This window comes from Allobosea sp. FW305-C-101, from assembly GCF_058783685.1.
Window position 1 is genome coordinate 308,770 of sequence record NZ_JBYSYT010000004.1, and the last position, 16,055, is coordinate 324,824.

The 16,055-nt window shown below is 67.3% G+C and carries 14 protein-coding genes; 11 read left to right on the top strand and 3 right to left on the bottom strand.

All coding sequences use genetic code 11. The annotated features are described in order from the left end of the window. The first annotated feature begins 96 nt into the window (after positions 1 to 96). Positions 97 to 1,551, top strand: coding sequence for an AMP nucleosidase (locus AC3WMA_RS18985; RefSeq protein ID WP_492286909.1), 1,455 nt, complete (start codon positions 97 to 99; stop codon positions 1,549 to 1,551). Positions 1,552 to 1,672: 121 nt separating this feature from the next. On the opposite strand, the gene ubiB is transcribed toward AC3WMA_RS18985, so the two are convergent. Both ubiB and ubiE read right to left on the bottom strand, forming a co-directional pair. Continuing rightward, positions 1,673 to 3,229 carry a 2-polyprenylphenol 6-hydroxylase gene (ubiB, locus tag AC3WMA_RS18990; protein WP_492286910.1) on the bottom strand — a complete coding sequence of 519 codons (1,557 nt, stop codon included), beginning with the start codon at positions 3,227 to 3,229 and terminating at the stop codon, positions 1,673 to 1,675. 106 nt (positions 3,230 to 3,335) lie between these two features. Continuing rightward, entirely contained in the window at positions 3,336 to 4,097 is a 762-nt protein-coding gene (gene ubiE, locus AC3WMA_RS18995; protein ID WP_492286911.1) for a bifunctional demethylmenaquinone methyltransferase/2-methoxy-6-polyprenyl-1,4-benzoquinol methylase UbiE, read from the bottom strand. 114 nt (positions 4,098 to 4,211) lie between these two features. Between ubiE and mutM the strand changes: the two genes are divergently transcribed. Then, complete coding sequence (gene mutM / locus AC3WMA_RS19000) at positions 4,212 to 5,108, top strand: bifunctional DNA-formamidopyrimidine glycosylase/DNA-(apurinic or apyrimidinic site) lyase (protein WP_492286912.1); 897 nt, start codon at positions 4,212 to 4,214, stop codon at positions 5,106 to 5,108. Here mutM and AC3WMA_RS19005 read toward each other — a convergent pair. Then, positions 5,105 to 5,659, bottom strand: coding sequence for a lipocalin family protein (locus AC3WMA_RS19005; protein WP_492286913.1), 555 nt, complete (start codon positions 5,657 to 5,659; stop codon positions 5,105 to 5,107). The two genes, mutM and AC3WMA_RS19005, sit on opposite strands and share 4 nt — an antisense overlap. Before the next feature lie 191 nt (positions 5,660 to 5,850). On the opposite strand from AC3WMA_RS19005, the gene AC3WMA_RS19010 reads away from it, so the two are divergent. The 9 genes from AC3WMA_RS19010 to recQ all read left to right on the top strand — a co-directional run bounded on the left by AC3WMA_RS19010 (position 5,851) and on the right by recQ (position 15,960). Beyond that, entirely contained in the window at positions 5,851 to 6,624 is a 774-nt protein-coding gene (locus AC3WMA_RS19010; protein ID WP_492286914.1) for an enoyl-CoA hydratase, read from the top strand. A gap of 123 nt (positions 6,625 to 6,747) precedes the next feature. After that, positions 6,748 to 7,728, top strand: a complete 981-nt coding sequence (locus AC3WMA_RS19015) for a threo-3-hydroxy-L-aspartate ammonia-lyase (protein ID WP_492286915.1) — start codon at positions 6,748 to 6,750, stop codon at positions 7,726 to 7,728. Positions 7,729 to 7,909: 181 nt separating this feature from the next. Further along, positions 7,910 to 8,176: a 30S ribosomal protein S20 gene (gene rpsT / locus AC3WMA_RS19020; RefSeq protein WP_492286916.1), complete on the top strand. Its 267-nt coding sequence runs from the start codon at positions 7,910 to 7,912 to the stop codon at positions 8,174 to 8,176. A 780-nt stretch (positions 8,177 to 8,956) separates the two neighbouring features. Continuing rightward, the gene (gene dnaA / locus AC3WMA_RS19025) at positions 8,957 to 10,474 is read left to right on the top strand and encodes a chromosomal replication initiator protein DnaA (RefSeq protein WP_492286917.1); all 1,518 of its coding nucleotides are present in this window, start codon (positions 8,957 to 8,959) and stop codon (positions 10,472 to 10,474) included. A 152-nt stretch (positions 10,475 to 10,626) separates the two neighbouring features. Continuing rightward, on the top strand, positions 10,627 to 11,742 hold the full coding sequence (dnaN, locus tag AC3WMA_RS19030) for a DNA polymerase III subunit beta (protein ID WP_454654030.1): 1,116 nt from the start codon (positions 10,627 to 10,629) through the stop codon (positions 11,740 to 11,742). A gap of 10 nt (positions 11,743 to 11,752) precedes the next feature. Further along, on the top strand, positions 11,753 to 12,880 hold the full coding sequence (recF, locus tag AC3WMA_RS19035; RefSeq protein WP_492286918.1) for a DNA replication/repair protein RecF: 1,128 nt from the start codon (positions 11,753 to 11,755) through the stop codon (positions 12,878 to 12,880). Positions 12,881 to 12,956: 76 nt separating this feature from the next. Next, on the top strand, positions 12,957 to 13,571 hold the full coding sequence (locus AC3WMA_RS19040; RefSeq protein WP_492286919.1) for a LysE family translocator: 615 nt from the start codon (positions 12,957 to 12,959) through the stop codon (positions 13,569 to 13,571). Next, positions 13,572 to 13,931: a hypothetical protein gene (locus AC3WMA_RS19045; protein ID WP_492286920.1), complete on the top strand. Its 360-nt coding sequence runs from the start codon at positions 13,572 to 13,574 to the stop codon at positions 13,929 to 13,931. A gap of 190 nt (positions 13,932 to 14,121) precedes the next feature. Beyond that, on the top strand, positions 14,122 to 15,960 hold the full coding sequence (recQ, locus tag AC3WMA_RS19050; protein ID WP_492286921.1) for a DNA helicase RecQ: 1,839 nt from the start codon (positions 14,122 to 14,124) through the stop codon (positions 15,958 to 15,960). The last annotated feature ends 95 nt before the right edge of the window (positions 15,961 to 16,055 follow it).

The following is a 16,055-nucleotide window of genomic DNA, read 5'->3' on the forward strand; positions in this document are numbered from 1 at the left end:
CAACCGGGTTCGGCCGCAAGCTGGCGCGAGCCACCGCCGGTTGTTGTCAGGAGCGCGGACACGCGGCTAGAACCGGAGAGAGAACGAGGAGGGTTCATGAGCTTCGAGACCGCAGCGACACCGGAAGCCGCCGTGGACCGGCTCGAACGGCTCTATGACGAGGCGCGTTCGGCCCTGCGCGGCGACCTGCAGCGCTTCTTCGATACCGGCGAGGCGCCGACGCCCGATGACCGGGAGCGCTATCGCTACCCGATGCTGCGGGTGACCTACGAGCCATCGAAGCTGCCGGCGGCGACGCGGCGAGGCTATGCGAAGTTCGCGGTGCCCGGCATCTATTCGACCACGGTGACGCAGCCGGCCGAGTTCCGCGCCTATCTGCTCGACCAGCTCAAGCCGCTCGTCGCCGAATATGGCGCGACGATCGAGACCGGCGTCAGCACGCAGGAAATCCCCTACCCTTACGCGCTTGAAGGCGGCGACGAACTGGGCCGCGGCAAGATCACCGCGGCGGAACTGGCGCGCTATTTCCCGACGCCGCTGCTCGCGCTGGTCGGCGACGAGATCGCCGACGGCACCTATGAATTGATCGAGGGCGAGCCGCGTCCGCTCTCGCTGTTCGACGCGGTGCGGGTCGACTATTCGCTACGCCGGCTGGTGCATTACACCGGCACCGACTGGCGGGCGGTGCAGCCCTGGGTGCTGCTGACCAACTATCACCGCTATGTCGACCAGTTCGTCCGGCTCGGCCTCGCCGAGATCGAAGCCGGCACGGCCGAGGCGCTGATCGCGCCGGGCGGCATCCGCATCGACAAGGACGGCATCGACGTCTCGGCCGCCGAGCGGGTGATGTCGGCGCCCTGGCACCGCTTCCAGATGCCGGCCTACCACCTGATCCGGACCGGCGGCGAGGGCGTGACCCTGGTCAATATCGGCGTCGGCCCCTCCAACGCGAAGAACATCACCGACCATCTCGCCGTGCTCCGGCCGAATTGCTGGCTGATGGTCGGCCATTGCGGCGGCCTGCGCCAGACCCAGATCATCGGCGACTACGTGCTGGCCCATGCCTATCTCCGGCAGGACCGCATCCTCGACGATCTCGTGCCGCCGGATATCCCGATTCCCGCGCTGGCGGAGGTGCAGGTCGCGCTCCAGCAGGCGGCGGCCGACATCACCGGCGAGAAGGGCGACCGGCTGAAGCAGCGCCTGCGCACCGGCACGGTCGTGACTCAGGACGATCGCAACTGGGAATTGCAATGGACCAAGGAGCGGCGGCGCATCAACCTGTCGCGCGCCATCGCGGTCGACATGGAATCCGGCACGATCGCGGCGCAGGGCTACCGGCTGCGCGTGCCCTACGGCACCTTGCTCTGCGTCTCCGACAAGCCCCTGCATGGCGAGATCAAGCTGCCGGGCGCGGCGAACGCCTTCTATGAGCGCGCCGTCGGCGAGCACTTACGCATCGGGCTCGATGCGCTGGAGAAGCTGAAGGAAGCCGGCGCGACGATCCATTCGCGCAAGCTCCGGAGTTTTGACGAGCCGCCGTTCCGGTAAATCAGGGCACGTCATGCTCGGGCTTGACCCGAGCATCTCAGGACGAGAAGGCGCTTTATCCGGCATGAGATTCTCGGGTCGAAGCTATGCTTCGCCCGAGAATGACGGCTAAGGGCTCGCCTCAGCCGAAGACGCCGTAGGCCAAGAGCCCCGCGATCACCCAGAGCGCGATATTGCCCCAGCGGTTGCGCCGGGCTTCGGCGCGGCCGATCGCCTCGACGCTGCGCTCGTCCAGCGAGAAGCCGTGGCGCGAGGCGTCCTCGAGCTGGCCGAGCACGCGCTCGGCGCGGACCACCGTATCCGGCAGCGCCGCGAGCGAACCGAGCAGGGAGCGGGCGCCACGCCCGGCCTCCTCCAGACGGCCTACGGGACCGAGATTATGGGTGATCCAGCTGCGCACCACCGGATCGGCCGTGCCCCACATGTCGAGATGCGGATCGAGCGAGCGGGCGACGCCCTCGACCACCACCATGGTCTTCTGGAGCATGACGAGTTCGGTCCGGGTCGCCATGTCGAACATGCCGGTGATCTCGAAGAGCAGGGTCAGGACCTTGGCCATCGAGATCTGGTCGGCGCGCTTGTCGTGGATCGGCTCGCCGACCGCGCGGATCGCCTGGGCGAAATCCGCGACGTCGTGATGGGCCGGGACATAGCCGGCCTCGAAATGCACCTGCGCGACACGGGCGTAGTCGCGGGTGATGAAACCGAGCAGGATCTCGGCGAGGAAGCGCCGCTCCTTCAGGCCGAGCCGGCCCATGATGCCGCCATCGACCGCGACGAGCCGGCCCTCCGCATCGACGAAAAGATTTCCGGGATGCATGTCGGCATGGAAGAAGCCGTCGCGGATCGCATGCTTCAGGAAGGACTGGATGATGTTGCGGGCCAGTTCCGGCAGATCGTGCCCGGCGGCGCGCAGGCCCTCGATGTCCGAGAGACGCACACCGTCGATCCATTCATCGACCAGCATCTCGCGGGCGGTGAGCTGCCAATCCGGTTCCGGCACGCGGAAATCGGCGTCGCCCTTGGTATTCTCCGCGAATTCGGAGAGGGCGGCCGCCTCCAGCCGCAGGTCCATCTCCATCGCGACCGAGCGGGCAAGGGTCTCGACCACGCCGGTGAAGCGCAGGCGCCGCGCCTCGGCGGAGCGCGCCTCGGCCGTCTCGGCGCCGAAACGCATCGCGGCGAGATCGCGGTTGAAGCGGTCGCGGATGCCCGGACGCAGGATCTTCACCGCGACCTCGCGGCCATCCTTCAGCCGGGCGCGATGGACCTGGGCGATCGAGGCCGCGGCAACCGGTTCGCTGAATTCCGGGAACAGCGTCTCCAGCTTCACGCCATGGGCGGCCTCGACGATGGAGCGAGCCTCGGCCATCGGGAAGGCCGGCATCCGGTCCTGCAAGGCGGAGAGATCCTGCGCGATCTTCATGCCGACGACATCGGGCCGCGTCGCGAGGAACTGGCCGAACTTGACGTAGGAGGGGCCGAGCCGGGTCAGCGCCGCCGCGAGCCGCGTCGCGGAGGAGCCCGCGCCGCGGCGCTCGATCAGGCGGCCGACGCGGATCAGCCCGCGCGCCAGCGGCGGCAGCACGGAGGGGTCGACCAGCGCCAGCGCTCCCTCGCGCGCCAGCACGAAGCCGACGCGCGCGCCGCGCAGCATGTGGAAGAAGGAGGAGATCATGCGGGTCCAGCCGTCATGCTCGGGCTTGACCCGAGCATCTCAGGAAGGGAGCCTTTTCCGGCACGAGATGCCCGGGTCAAGCCCGGGCATGACGCAAGACAGCCCATCACAGCTTCCAGCCGGAATGCAGCGCCACGACGCCGCCGGTCATCGGCGTGAACTTCGCCCGGCGGAAGCCGGCATCCTCGATCATCCCCGCGAAGGCCTGCGGCTTCGGGAACTTGCGGATCGATTCGACGAGATACTGATAGGGCTCGGCCTCGCCGGTGACCATGCGGCCCATCGGCGGGATGACCTTGAAGGAATAGGTCTCGTAGATCTTGTCGAGCAAGGGCACGTCGACATGGCTGAATTCGAGGCAGAGGAAGCGCCCGCCGCGCTTCAGCACGCGATAGGCCTCGGCCAGCGCCTTGTCGATCTGCGGCACGTTCCGGATGCCGAAGGCGATGGTGTAGCAGTCGAAATGAGTGTCGGGTAGCCCGAGCTGCTCGGCATTGCCCTGGACGAAGCGGATGCGATCATCGTCCGGGAAACGCTTGTCGGCGCGCTCGCGCCCGACGCGCAGCATGTCGGCATTGATGTCGAGCACGGTGACATCGGTCTGCGGGCCGCCGGCCTCCAGCACCGAGAAGGCGACATCACCCGTGCCGCCGGCCACGTCGAGATGGTGGAAGGGCCGGTCCCTGGCCGGGTTGATCGCGGTCAAGAGCGCGCTCTTCCAGGCCCGGTGCAGGCCGCCCGACATCAGGTCGTTCATCAGGTCGTAGCGGTTGGCGACCTTGTGGAAGACGTCGTCGACCTTCGCCTGCTTCTCGGCGAGCTTCACCGTCTCGAAGCCGAAATGGGTGGTGTCGGAAGCTGCTGTCACGGTCCGGCCGGCCTTGTGCAAATCTGTCTTGTATTCGCCTGAGCCGATCAATAGCCAAAGGCGGCGGGCTTGTCGCGGGCCCTCTCGACGCAGGCTTTATTTGAGGTCGCTGACATGCCTGAGCTACCCGAGGTCGAAACCGTCCGGCGCGGGCTGGAGCCCGCCATGTTGGGCGAACGCTTCGCGCGCATCGAGCAGCGCCGGCCGGACCTGCGCTTTCCCCTGCCGGAACGCTTCACCGAGCGCCTGACCGGGCGGCGGATCGAGGCCCTGTCGCGGCGGGCGAAATACCTGATCGCCGATCTCGACGACGGCGCGGCGCTCGTGATGCATCTGGGCATGAGCGGACGCTTCATCGTCGAGGCGCCCGGCACGCCGCCGACCGAGCCCGGCTCCTATTATAATGAGATCGGCCGGCACCTGATCCACGACCATGTCGTGTTCGAGATGGGGACCGGCGCACGCGTCACTTATAATGACGTGCGCCGCTTCGGCTTCATGGACCTCGTGCCGCGCGCCGAACTGGCGACCTCGAAGCATTTCTCAGGGATGGGCATCGAGCCGCTCGGCAACGAATTGTCGGGCGAAACGCTGGCGAGGCTGTTCGCGGGGAAGTTCGCGCCCCTGAAGGCCGCATTGCTCGACCAGCGGCTCGTGGCGGGCTTGGGCAATATCTATGTCTGCGAGGCTTTGTTCCGGGCCGGCCTCCACCCGGAAGCGGAGGCCGGGACGATCGCGACGCCGACCGGCCGGCCGCGCGAGAAGGCCCACGAACTCGCCCGCATCATCCGCGAGGTGCTGGAGGAGGCGGTCGCGGCCGGCGGCTCGACGCTGCGCGACTTCGCCCATGCCGACGGCTCGCTCGGCTATTTCCAGCACCGGTTCAAGGTCTATGACCGCGAGGGCGAGACCTGCGTCACGCCGGGTTGTGGTCAGTTGGTGAAGCGGCTGGTGCAGTCGGGGCGCTCGACGTTTTATTGCGAGAGTTGTCAGCCGGCGAAACGGCGCTAGCGACGCGGCTGCTCGGGGAACTCGAGCTTCGAGACGTCGTAACCGAGTGCTGCAGCTCGCGCGACCAGCTGCTTGCGCTGAGGGATATTGATCTGCGGATCGCGCGTGAAAATGTAGAGATCGCGCAACGTCGGATCGGCCGAGATGAACCAGCTGTAGTCGTCGGCGCGGTCCAACACCCAGTAGTCGCGCTGTACGGGCACGAAGCCATAAAGTTTGTAATCCACACGCAGCTTGGCGTTGAAGCCGGGGTCAAGGATCGTGCCCGGTCCGCCCACCGTCTTGAGTTCGCCCTGCGGCGTGCCCATGCGGCAGGAATCGAGCACCTGGATGCCGCCCTTGCGGTCCGGCTCGTATTCGGTCGCGCCGGCCACGCAGCCATCCGTGATCGTCATGGGGCGGCGCGCGATCTCTCGCCAGGTTCCGGTATAGAAGCGCGCGGCGTCGATCCGCTTGCGCGGTTCAGGCGCCTTGTCCGTACGCGTGAGCGTGGTTTCGGCGCAGCCGGCGAGCAGGGTGGCCGCCGTCGCGGCGAGCAGGATCGATTTCATGTCGGCCTCCCTTGGACCAGCGGCCGATCTGGCGGCGCTTCCAGAAGAATACGCGCGGGGCCATCCGCCGGATCCCTGCGCTATCTTGCACATGAGTATCTTTGCCCATTTCCCATTGACGCTACTGCCCGTGGACTTGGCCTGCTTCCGCCCGCTAAAGCTGGCAGCACAGGAGCATCCGGGAGGCCGCCATGGCTTATGAGACCATTCTCGTCGAGACGAAGGGCAAGGTCGGGCTGATCACGCTCAACCGCCCGCAAGCGCTGAACGCGCTGAACGGCCAGCTCATCGGCGAGATCAACCAGGCACTCGACGGCTTCGAGAAGGATGACGGCATCGGCTGCGTCGTCCTCACCGGCTCGGAGAAGGCCTTCGCCGCCGGCGCCGACATCAAGGAGATGCAGAGCCGCACCTTCCCCGGCACCTATCTCGACGACAAGTTCGCGGACTGGGACCGGATCGGCCAGCGCCGCAAGCCGATCGTCGCGGCGGTCGCCGGCTTCGCGCTCGGCGGCGGCTGCGAGCTCGCCATGATGTGCGACTTCATCATCGCCGCCGACAACGCCAAGTTCGGCCAGCCCGAGATCAATCTCGGCGTCATCCCCGGTGCCGGCGGCACGCAGCGCCTGACCAAGGCGGTCGGCAAGGCCAAGGCGATGGACCTGATCCTGACCGGCCGGATGATGAATGCCGAGGAAGCCGAGCGCTCCGGCCTCGTCGCCCGCGTCGTGCCGCTCGCGGACCTGCTCACCGAGACGCTGAAGGCGGCCGAGCAGATCGCGGCGAAGTCGCTGCCCTCCGTGCTGATGGCGAAGGAATCGGTCGAGCGCGCCTTCGAGGTGACGCTGCAGGAAGGCCTGCGCTTCGAGCGCCGCGTCTTCTCCTCGCTCTTCGCGACGCTCGACCAGAAGGAGGGCATGTCCGCCTTCGCCGAGAAGCGGAAGCCCGACTTCAAGAACGCCTGAGCCTCGCCGTCGTGGTTTTCCGTCATTCTCGGGCTTGACCCGAGAATCTCATCACGAGAAGGCACTGGTTTACGAGATGGTCGGGTCAAGCCCGACCATGACGCCCTGAGCAGGATCCGCATCATGACCGCCAGCAGCCCCGCCCTCCCGACCTATGCCGATGTCGAGGCCGCGGCCATCAGGCTGAAGGGCATCGCCCATCACACGCCGGCGATGAGCTCGGCCACCGCCAACCGGCGCACGCAAGCCAGCCTCGTCTTCAAGCCCGAGAACCTGCAGCGCATGGGCGCCTTCAAGTTCCGCGGCGGCTATAACGCGATCGCTTCGCTCAGCCCTGAGCAGAAGAAGGCCGGCGTCGTCACCTATTCCTCCGGCAACCATGCCCAGGCCATCGCCTATGCCGGCCAGCTGCTCGGCGTGCCGACCACGATCATCATGCCGAACGATGCCCCGGCCGCGAAGGTCGCGGCGACCGAGGGCTATGGCGGGCAGGTCATCCGCTATGACCGCTATACCGAGAACCGGCTCGAGATCGGCAACCGCCTCTCGGCCGAGCGCGGGCTGACGATCATTCCCCCTTACGACCATCCTGACGTCATCGCCGGGCAGGGCACGGCGACCAAGGAGCTGATCGAGGATGCCGGCCCGCTCGACATCCTGCTCGTGCCGCTCGGCGGCGGCGGGTTGCTCGCCGGCGCGGCGCTTGTCGCCAAGGCGCTGAACCCGGGCTGCCGCGTCTTCGGCGTCGAGCCCGAGGCCGGCAATGACGGACAGCAATCCCTGCGCAAGGGCGAGATCGTCGCGATCGGCGTGCCCAAGACCATCGCCGACGGGGCGCAGACCGCCTTCCTCGGCGACCTGACTTTCCCGATCATCCAGCGCGAGGTCGAGGATATCGTCACCGTCAGCGACGACGCCCTCGTCGACGCGATGCGCTTCTTCGCCGAGCGGATGAAGCTCGTGGTCGAGCCGACCGGCTGCCTCGCGGCGGCGGCCGCCTTCACCAGCGCCGTGCCGGTCGCGGGCAAGCGCGTCGGCGTCATCCTCTCCGGCGGCAATGTCGATCTGGCGAGCTTCGCGCGCTTTATCGCGCCCTCCGCGTGAGATCGGCGACCTTCAGGCGATTCCGGCGTTGACGTAGCGCCGGCAAGCGACTATAGCCCCACCACTCGCGGCGGCCCGCGCAAGCTCGGCCGCCGCGCACGTTTTTCCAGCAAGGATGCGGCCAGCCCCGCCGGCAATGACGCCAGGCGCCCGGTCGCGATGAAGAGACGAGGACGTTTCGATGGCCAATACGACGTCGGCCAAGAAGGCTACGCGCAAGATCGCTCGCCGCACCGAGGTCAACAAGGCGCGCCGCTCGCGGATGCGCACCTTCCTGCGCAAGGTCGAGGAGGCGATCGCCTCCGGCGACAAGGCCAGCGCCGCCGAAGCCCTGAAGGCCGCCCAGCCGGAAATCATGCGCGCCGCGCAGAAGGGCGTGGTTCACAAGAACACCGCCTCGCGCAAGGTCTCGCGCCTGGCGCACCGGATCGGCACCCTGGCTTCCTGAGCCTGAATTCGCATCATTTCGATGACGGGAAAGCCCGGCCGAAAGGCCGGGCTTTTTCGTTGGCTTCATGGCCTCTGTGGCGCACTCGCCACAGGCTCCAACGGAACAAAACAAAGCTGCTTTCAAGCGATTTTCGCAAGCTTTCCACGGCCTTGCGGACTTGACTCTCGGGCGCCGTTCAGGGCGCGAAATCGCCCTCCGGAGCGGACTCTGCCGCTCATAAAAAGATGTGATTTTTCATCATCTTAGCAGGCAAAGGATTTTGGAAGACGGAATCGCGGCGACTCTGCGGCAGGCTTTTCGAGGCGCCGCAAAAAAAGATTCGGGGGCGCCTGGAAGGGGGGACATGAAGAAAATCTTAAGTTCCCCAACCAATTGCGGCAGACATCCCCAGCCGGCGCGACGCCCTGCGGACAGCGACTCTCGGAAGCCGGCTGACAGGGGTGTTGCAGCCCGTCGAGAGCGCCTTGTAAGGTCCCCCTCATCGCCGGGCGGACAGCAATGACCGCCGCGGGATTTCCAGAGATGATCAGCGTTTTGGCTCGCGACCATGGAGGTTGGAGGATGTGACCCTTTGTCTTTCTTGATCGAGATGAAGGGTGGCGTCGTCCCTCGGCGAGCCTTCCAAGCGTAATCAACAGAACCGGAACCGAACCCCGCCGCGGCGCGATGCGCCTGTCGGGACCGGAACCATTTTGACCAGACATAAGCACCGGGACGACGGTCAGGAAGCGGCCGCCGAACCCTTAGTGCGGACATTTTCAAAGAACGGGGCCATTGATGTTCGAGCGGCAGAATTTCGGGGACATGGTCGAGACGCCCGTGGTGGTGACGATCGCTGCTGAAGAGACTGCACCGGTTCACGTCGAGGAGGTTTCGATTCAGGACGCATGGGAGCGCGTGCGCCGTCGCCTGCGTGCGGAGCTCGGCGAAGACGTCTTCTCGAGCTGGTTCGGCCGGCTGGAGATCGCCGGCATCGTCGAGGGCGTGGCCTATCTCACCGTGCCGACCCGCTTCCTGAAGAGCTGGCTGGAGGCGCATTATACCGAGCGCCTGCGGGTGAACTGCATGGCCGAATTGCCGGCGCCGAACGGCGTGATGCTCTCGGTGCGCACCGTCTCGCGCGATCCCGCCGCCCAGCCGCAGATCGAGGCCCTGCGCAGCCGCCCCGCGACTGTCGCCGCCCCCGCTCCGGCCGAGGCTGGCCGCCAGGCCGTCGCCGGCAGCCCGCAGCCCTGCGAGAACGACCTCGTCGATGCCTGCGGCACCGCGCTCGACCGGCGCATGAACTTCCAGAGCTTCGTCGTCGGCAAGTCGAACCAGCTCGCCTTCGCGGCGGCCGAGCGCATCGCCGGTGCTCCGGCGGGCCAGAGCCCCTATAACCCGCTCTATCTCCATGCCGGCGTCGGCCTCGGCAAGACGCATCTGCTGCAGGCGATCGCCCAGGAAGCGCGCCGCCAGGGCAAGCGCGTCGCCTATTTCACCGCCGATCGCTTCATGTACGGCTTCGTCGCCGCGCTGAAGTCGCAGACGGCGCTCGCCTTCAAGGAGAAGCTGCGCGGCATCGACCTGCTCGTCGTCGACGACGTTCAGTTCATCCAGGGCAAGTCGATCCAGCAGGAATTCGGCCATACGATCAACGCGCTGCTCGATGCCGGCAAGCAGATCGTCGTCGCCGGCGACCGCCTCGCCGGGGAACTGGAAGCGCTCGACGAGCGCATCCGCTCGCGGCTCGGCGGCGGCCTGGTGGTCGAAGTGGGAGAACTCGACGAGACCTTGCGCGCCACGATCCTCTCCAGCCGACTGGACGCGCTGCAGACCGCCCATCCGAATTTCCAGGTCAGCCCCGATGTCGTCGCCTATGTCTCGCGCGTCGTCGCGACCAATGGCCGCGACCTCGACGGCGCCGCCAACCGCCTGCTCGCCCATGCGACGCTGTCCGGCCAGCTCGTGACGCTGGAGACGGCGGAAGCGGCGATCCGCGACCTCGTCCGGACGCGCGAGCCGCGCCGGGTCAAGATCGAGGACATCCAGAAGCTGGTCGCGACGCGCTACAATGTCAGCCGCGCCGACATCCTCTCGGAGCGCCGCACCGCAGCCGTGGTGAAGCCGCGCCAGATCGCGATGTACCTCTCGAAGGCGCTGACCCCGCGCTCGCTGCCCGAGATCGGCCGCCGCTTCGGCGGGCGCGACCACACGACCGTGCTGCACGCCGTGCGCAAGATCGAGAAGGCCATCAGCGAGGACCGCTCGCTGCATGACGAGGTCGATCTGCTGAAGCGCATGCTGCAGGAGTGAGGCCTGCGGGGATTCACCACCCCTGCCAAATGGTTGTGGTTGCCGGAGCGGGCAGGCCTTGCGCCCCCGCCCGGCGTCCGGCAATGTCGCTGGCCATTCATTCGGCCCGTGCGTTCGCGCGCGGGCGGCCAGCGCCAGAAGACTAGACAATCATGAAGGTCACGGTCGAACGTTCCACGCTGCTCAAGTCGCTTGGCCACGTGCATCGCGTGGTGGAGCGCCGCAATACGATCCCGATCCTGTCGAACCTGCTGCTCTCGGCCTCCGAAAACGGCCTGCGGCTGAAGGCGACCGATCTCGATATCGAGGTGGTGGAGACGATCCCCGCGGACGCGGCCGAGCCCGGCGCCACGACCGTTCCGGCCCATACCCTCTACGATATCGTCCGCAAATTGCCTGACGGCGCGCAGGTCTCGCTGGAGACGACCGGCGACAGCGGCCTCGTGCTGCGCTCCGGCCGTTCGCGCTTCCAGCTCCAGACCCTGCCGGAGAGCGATTTCCCGGATATCACTGCCGGCGAGATGGCGCATCGCTTCGTGCTGCCGGCCGGCGAACTGAAGCGCCTGATCGACAAGACCCAGTTCGCGATCTCCACCGAGGAGACGCGCTATTATCTCAACGGCATCTATCTCCACACGATCGATGTCGATGGCCGCCCGGTGCTGCGTGCGGTTGCGACCGATGGTCACCGCCTCGCGCGCGTCGATACCGCCGCCCCGCAGGGCTCGGTCGGCATGCCCGGCGTGATCGTGCCGCGCAAGGCCGTCTCCGAGATCCAGAAGCTGCTCGAAGACGGCGAGAGCGAGGTCGCAGTCGAGCTCTCCGGCTCGAAGATCCGCGTCGCCACGGCCAGCGTCGTGCTGACCTCGAAGCTGATCGACGGCACCTTCCCGGACTACCAGCGCGTCATCCCGAGCGGCAATGACAAGCGCCTGACCGTCGACAAGGGCGATTTCGCCGCGTCGGTCGACCGCGTCTCGACGATCTCGTCGGAGCGCGGCCGCGCGGTGAAGCTCTCCATGGCCGAGGGGCGCATGACGCTCTCCGTCACCAATCCGGATTCCGGTTCGGCGACCGAGGAGATCGAGGTCGATTACGAGGCGAGCCCGCTCGATATCGGCTTCAACGCCCGCTATCTCATGGATATCGCGGCCCAGCTCGACGGCGACACCGCCTTGCTGAAGCTCGCCGATCCCGGTTCGCCGACCGTGATCCAGGATCGCGAAGGCGCCTCCGCGCTCTATGTGCTGATGCCGATGCGCGTCTAGCAGCTGGCTCATGGCCGCCGTCGCGCGCCTGATCCTGCAGGATTTCCGTTCCTACGAGGCCCTCGATCTCCCGGTCGAGGGCCAAATCGTTGCGCTCGCAGGCGAGAACGGAGCCGGCAAGACCAATATTCTCGAAGCGCTCTCGCTGTTCACGCCGGGGCGGGGTCTACGCCGCGCCGAGATCACTGCGATGGCGCGGCAAGGCGGCGACGGCTCCTTCGCCGCCTCGATAACCCTTGATGATGAGGCGGGCCGGCTCGGCATCGGACTGGGACCACTCGATGCGGAGGGCCGCCGGCCGCGGCTGGCCCGGATCGACGGCGCCAATGTCGGCTCGGCGCTAGCCTTCAGCGACTATCTGCGCGTGGTCTGGCTGACGCCCGATCTCGACGGCCTGTTCCGAGGTGCGGCCGGCGACAGGCGCCGCTTCCTCGACCGGCTGGTGCTGGCGATCGATCCGAGCCACGCGACGCGCTCGAACGCGCTGGAGCGGGCGCTGCGCTCGCGCAATCGCATCCTTGAGGAAAGCCCCAATCAGGGGCAATGGCTTGATGCCGTCGAGCGCGAGGTCGCCGAACTCGGCGTCGCGGTTGCTGCTGCGCGGGCCGAGACCGTGGCGCGGCTCTCCGCCATCATCGCCGAGACGCGCGACGAGGCCTCGCCCTTCCCCTTCGCGGATATCGCGCTCTCCGGCGAGATCGACGCGCTCGTCGCCCGCCTGCCGGCCGTCGATGCCGAGGACGCCTATCGCGACCTGCTGCGCCAGAGCCGCCATCGCGACCGGGCGGCCGGGCGCACGCTCGCGGGACCGCAGGCCTCCGATCTCGAAGTCCGGCACGGGCCGAAGGATATTCCGGCCGGGCAGGGCTCGACTGGCGAGCAGAAGGCCTTGCTGATCGGGCTCGTGCTTGCCCATGCCAGGCTGGTCGCCGCGATGAGCGGCATCGCGCCGCTGGTCCTGCTCGACGAGATCGCCGCCCATCTCGATCCGCGTCGGCGGGCCGCGCTCTATGAGGGGCTGACGGGGCTCGGCTGCCAGGTCTGGATGACCGGCGCCGACGCCGCGCTGTTCGGCGACCTGCCGGCCGGGGCGCAGCGCTTTTCGGTCACGCCGGGACGGATCGATCCGCTCGATTGATCGGTCAGGCCACGGCTTGCGATGGGACGCCTGCCGACGTTCCTGCTAGTCTCGTGAGCAGTTTCGGAGGCTTTCCATGGACATTTCCAGCCTTGCCCTGTTCGCTGGCGTCTATTTCCTCGCCGTCGCCTCGCCCGGCCCGGCCATCGCGGCCCTGGTCGCGCGCTCGCTGTCCTCGGGCTTCCGGCGCTCTTTGCCCTTCCTTGCCGGCATCGTCGCGGGCGATCTCGTCTGGTTCACGCTCACCGCGCTGGGTTTGAGTGTGCTCATGCAGAGCTTCCACGGCATCTTCGTCGCGATCAAATATGCCGGCTGCGCCTATCTGCTCTATCTCGCCTACAAGGCTTGGACGGCCCCTGCCGAAGCGCCGAAGCCCTCCGCCGCCGCGCGCGGCGAGGGCGCCCGTCTGTTCCTCGGGGGCATCGCGCTGACGCTCGGCAACCCCAAGGTCATGGTCTTCTTCCTGTCGATCCTGCCGCTGGTCATCGATCTCAACGCGATGACGACGCTCGCCTTCGTCGAGGTCGCCGCCTTGATCGCCCCGATCATCACGGGAACGCTGATGGCCTATGCCTATGCCGCCGACCGGGCGCGGCGGCTCGTCGCCAGCCCGCGCGCGATGCGCTGGATCAACCGGACGACCGGCGGCGTGATGGCGGGCGCTGCTGCCGCGATCGCGACGCGGAGCTGAATGGCCTTGGCTTTGGCGGCGGGCCTGCTCGATCTCGGCTTCGCGCTGTTCCACGCCGCGTTTCGGCGTCTGTTCGGCTGGCCGGAACGGCTCGCGCCTTCCGGCAGCCTGAACACCGCGATCACGCAGACGCTCAACGCGATGCTGATCTTCGTCTTCCTGGCTTATGGCGCGGCCTTGATCTGGCTATCCGGGCAAGGCAGCGTGCATCCCGTGCTGCCGCTGGTGGGCGCCGCCTTCTGGGGCCTGCGGCTCACGCTGCAATTCATCTGGTTCGACCTCAAGCCCTGGCCCTCGAAGCTGATCACGGCGGTTTTCGCCCTAGCGGTCGTGATCCATTTGCTGGCCATCAAAATCTGAAGCTCGCCAACCTCCACGCGTCATCCCGGACGGAGCGAAGCGGAGATCCGGGATCCATCGTAGAGCACAGCGCCTTTCGATGGATCCCGGGGCAAGCCCGGGATGACGGTGTGGTTCCGCGCATGATCGACACAGCTTTGGAGGCCGAAAGGCTGGCCAAGCGTGCCCGGCTGCGGCACATCCCTTCTTCATGTCGCCATCCCGCGAATCAGACGCCCGCGCGATCCTCAAATCGGTGTGGGGCTACGATGATTTCCGCCCCGGCCAGTGGGAGGTGATCGCAGCCGCCCTTGCCGGCGAGGATGTCTTCGCGGTGATGCCGACCGGCTCCGGCAAGTCGATGTGCTACCAGCTCCCGGCACTGGTCGCAGGCGGGCTGACGCTGGTCGTCTCGCCGCTGATCGCGCTGATGCGCGATCAGGTCGGACAGCTCGTCCGGGCCGGCGTATCGGCCGCCTCGCTCAACTCGATGAATACGGAGGACGAGGCGGCGCAGGCCTGGGACAGGCTGAACTCCGGCGATCTTAGGCTGCTCTTCGTCTCGCCCGAGCGACTGGCCGGCGAGGGACTGGTTTCGCGCCTGAAACGACTCGGCGTGAACCGGCTCGCCATCGACGAGGCGCATTGCGTCTCGCAATGGGGGCATGATTTCCGCCCAGAGTACCGCCTGCTCGCCAAGACGCGCGAGGCTTTGGGCGGCGTGCCGGTGACGGCGCTGACCGCGACCGCCGACCGGCAGACCCAGGCCGATATCGCCCAGCAATTGTTTCCGCAGCCGCCGCACATGGTGGTGCATTCCTTCGACCGGCCGAACCTGAAGCTCGCCTTCGCGCCGAAGGAGCAGCCGCGCCGCCAGATCGACGATTTCCTGCGCCGGCACCGCAACGGCTCCGGCATCGTCTATTGCTCCTCGCGCAGCAAGACCGAGCGCCTCGCCACGGCGCTCAGTGAGAAGGGCTGGAACGCCCTGCCCTATCATGCCGGGCTGGAGCAGACGCAGCGCAACCGCAACCAGGATATCTTCCTGCAGGAGGACGGCGTCGTCGTCTGCGCGACCATCGCCTTCGGCATGGGCATCAACAAGCCCGATGTCCGCTTCGTCGTCCATGCGGATATGCCGGGCTCGATCGAGGGCTATTACCAGGAGATCGGCCGCGCCGGTCGCGATGGCCTGCCGGCGGATACGCTGACGCTCTACGGCGTCGATGACATGTCGCTGAGGCGCCGCCAGATCGACGAGAAACAGATCGACGACGAGCGCCGACGCATCGAGCACAAGCGCCTCAACGCGATGATCGACCTCTGCGAGAACGCGCTCTGCCGGCGCAGCGCCTTGCTGGCCTATTTCGGCGAGGAGACGCCGCCCTGCCGGCATGGCAATGCGCCGTTCCGCTGCGATCTCTGCGGCGCGGAGGCGCCGGCCCTGCAGGACGCGACGCTCGACGCCCGCAAATTGCTCTCGGCGGTTATCCGTTCCGGCGAACGCTTCGGCGCCGGCCATCTCGCCGATATCCTGACGGGAACGACGACCGAGGTCGTCCGCCGCCAGAACCACGATGGCCTGAAGACCTTCGGCGTCGGCTCGGACAAGCCCAAGGCCGCCTGGATGGGGCTGACGCGCAAGCTCTTCGCCGCCGGTGCGCTCGCCGAGGCCAGCGTCGAGCATGGCGGCTTCTGCCTGACGCCGAAGGGCGAGGACATCCTGTTCGGCCGCGAAAGCATCGCGCTGCGGGCCGATCCCTTCACGGAGCGGCGCTCCCGCCGTTCTGAGCGCGATGCGGCGCGGGCCGACGGGCTCGACGAGGGCACGGCCGGCCTGTTCGAGCACCTGCGCAAGCTCAGGCTCCAGATCGCCCGCGAGGAGGGCGTCGCGGCCTATATCATCTTCACCGACCGGACATTGATCGCCATGGCCCGCGAACGGCCGCTCGGCCTCGACGAGATGCGGGCGATCGAGGGCGTCGGCGAGCGCAAGCTCGCGCAGTATGGCGAGGCCTTCGTCGAAGCGATCTCGGAGTTTCGAGGGTAGGCCCTCCGTCCGCTGCAGCCGTCATTCTCGGGCGGAGCGAAGCGCAGACCCGAGAATCTCTTTCCGGAAAGGACTCTGGAGCCTCCATCGGCATG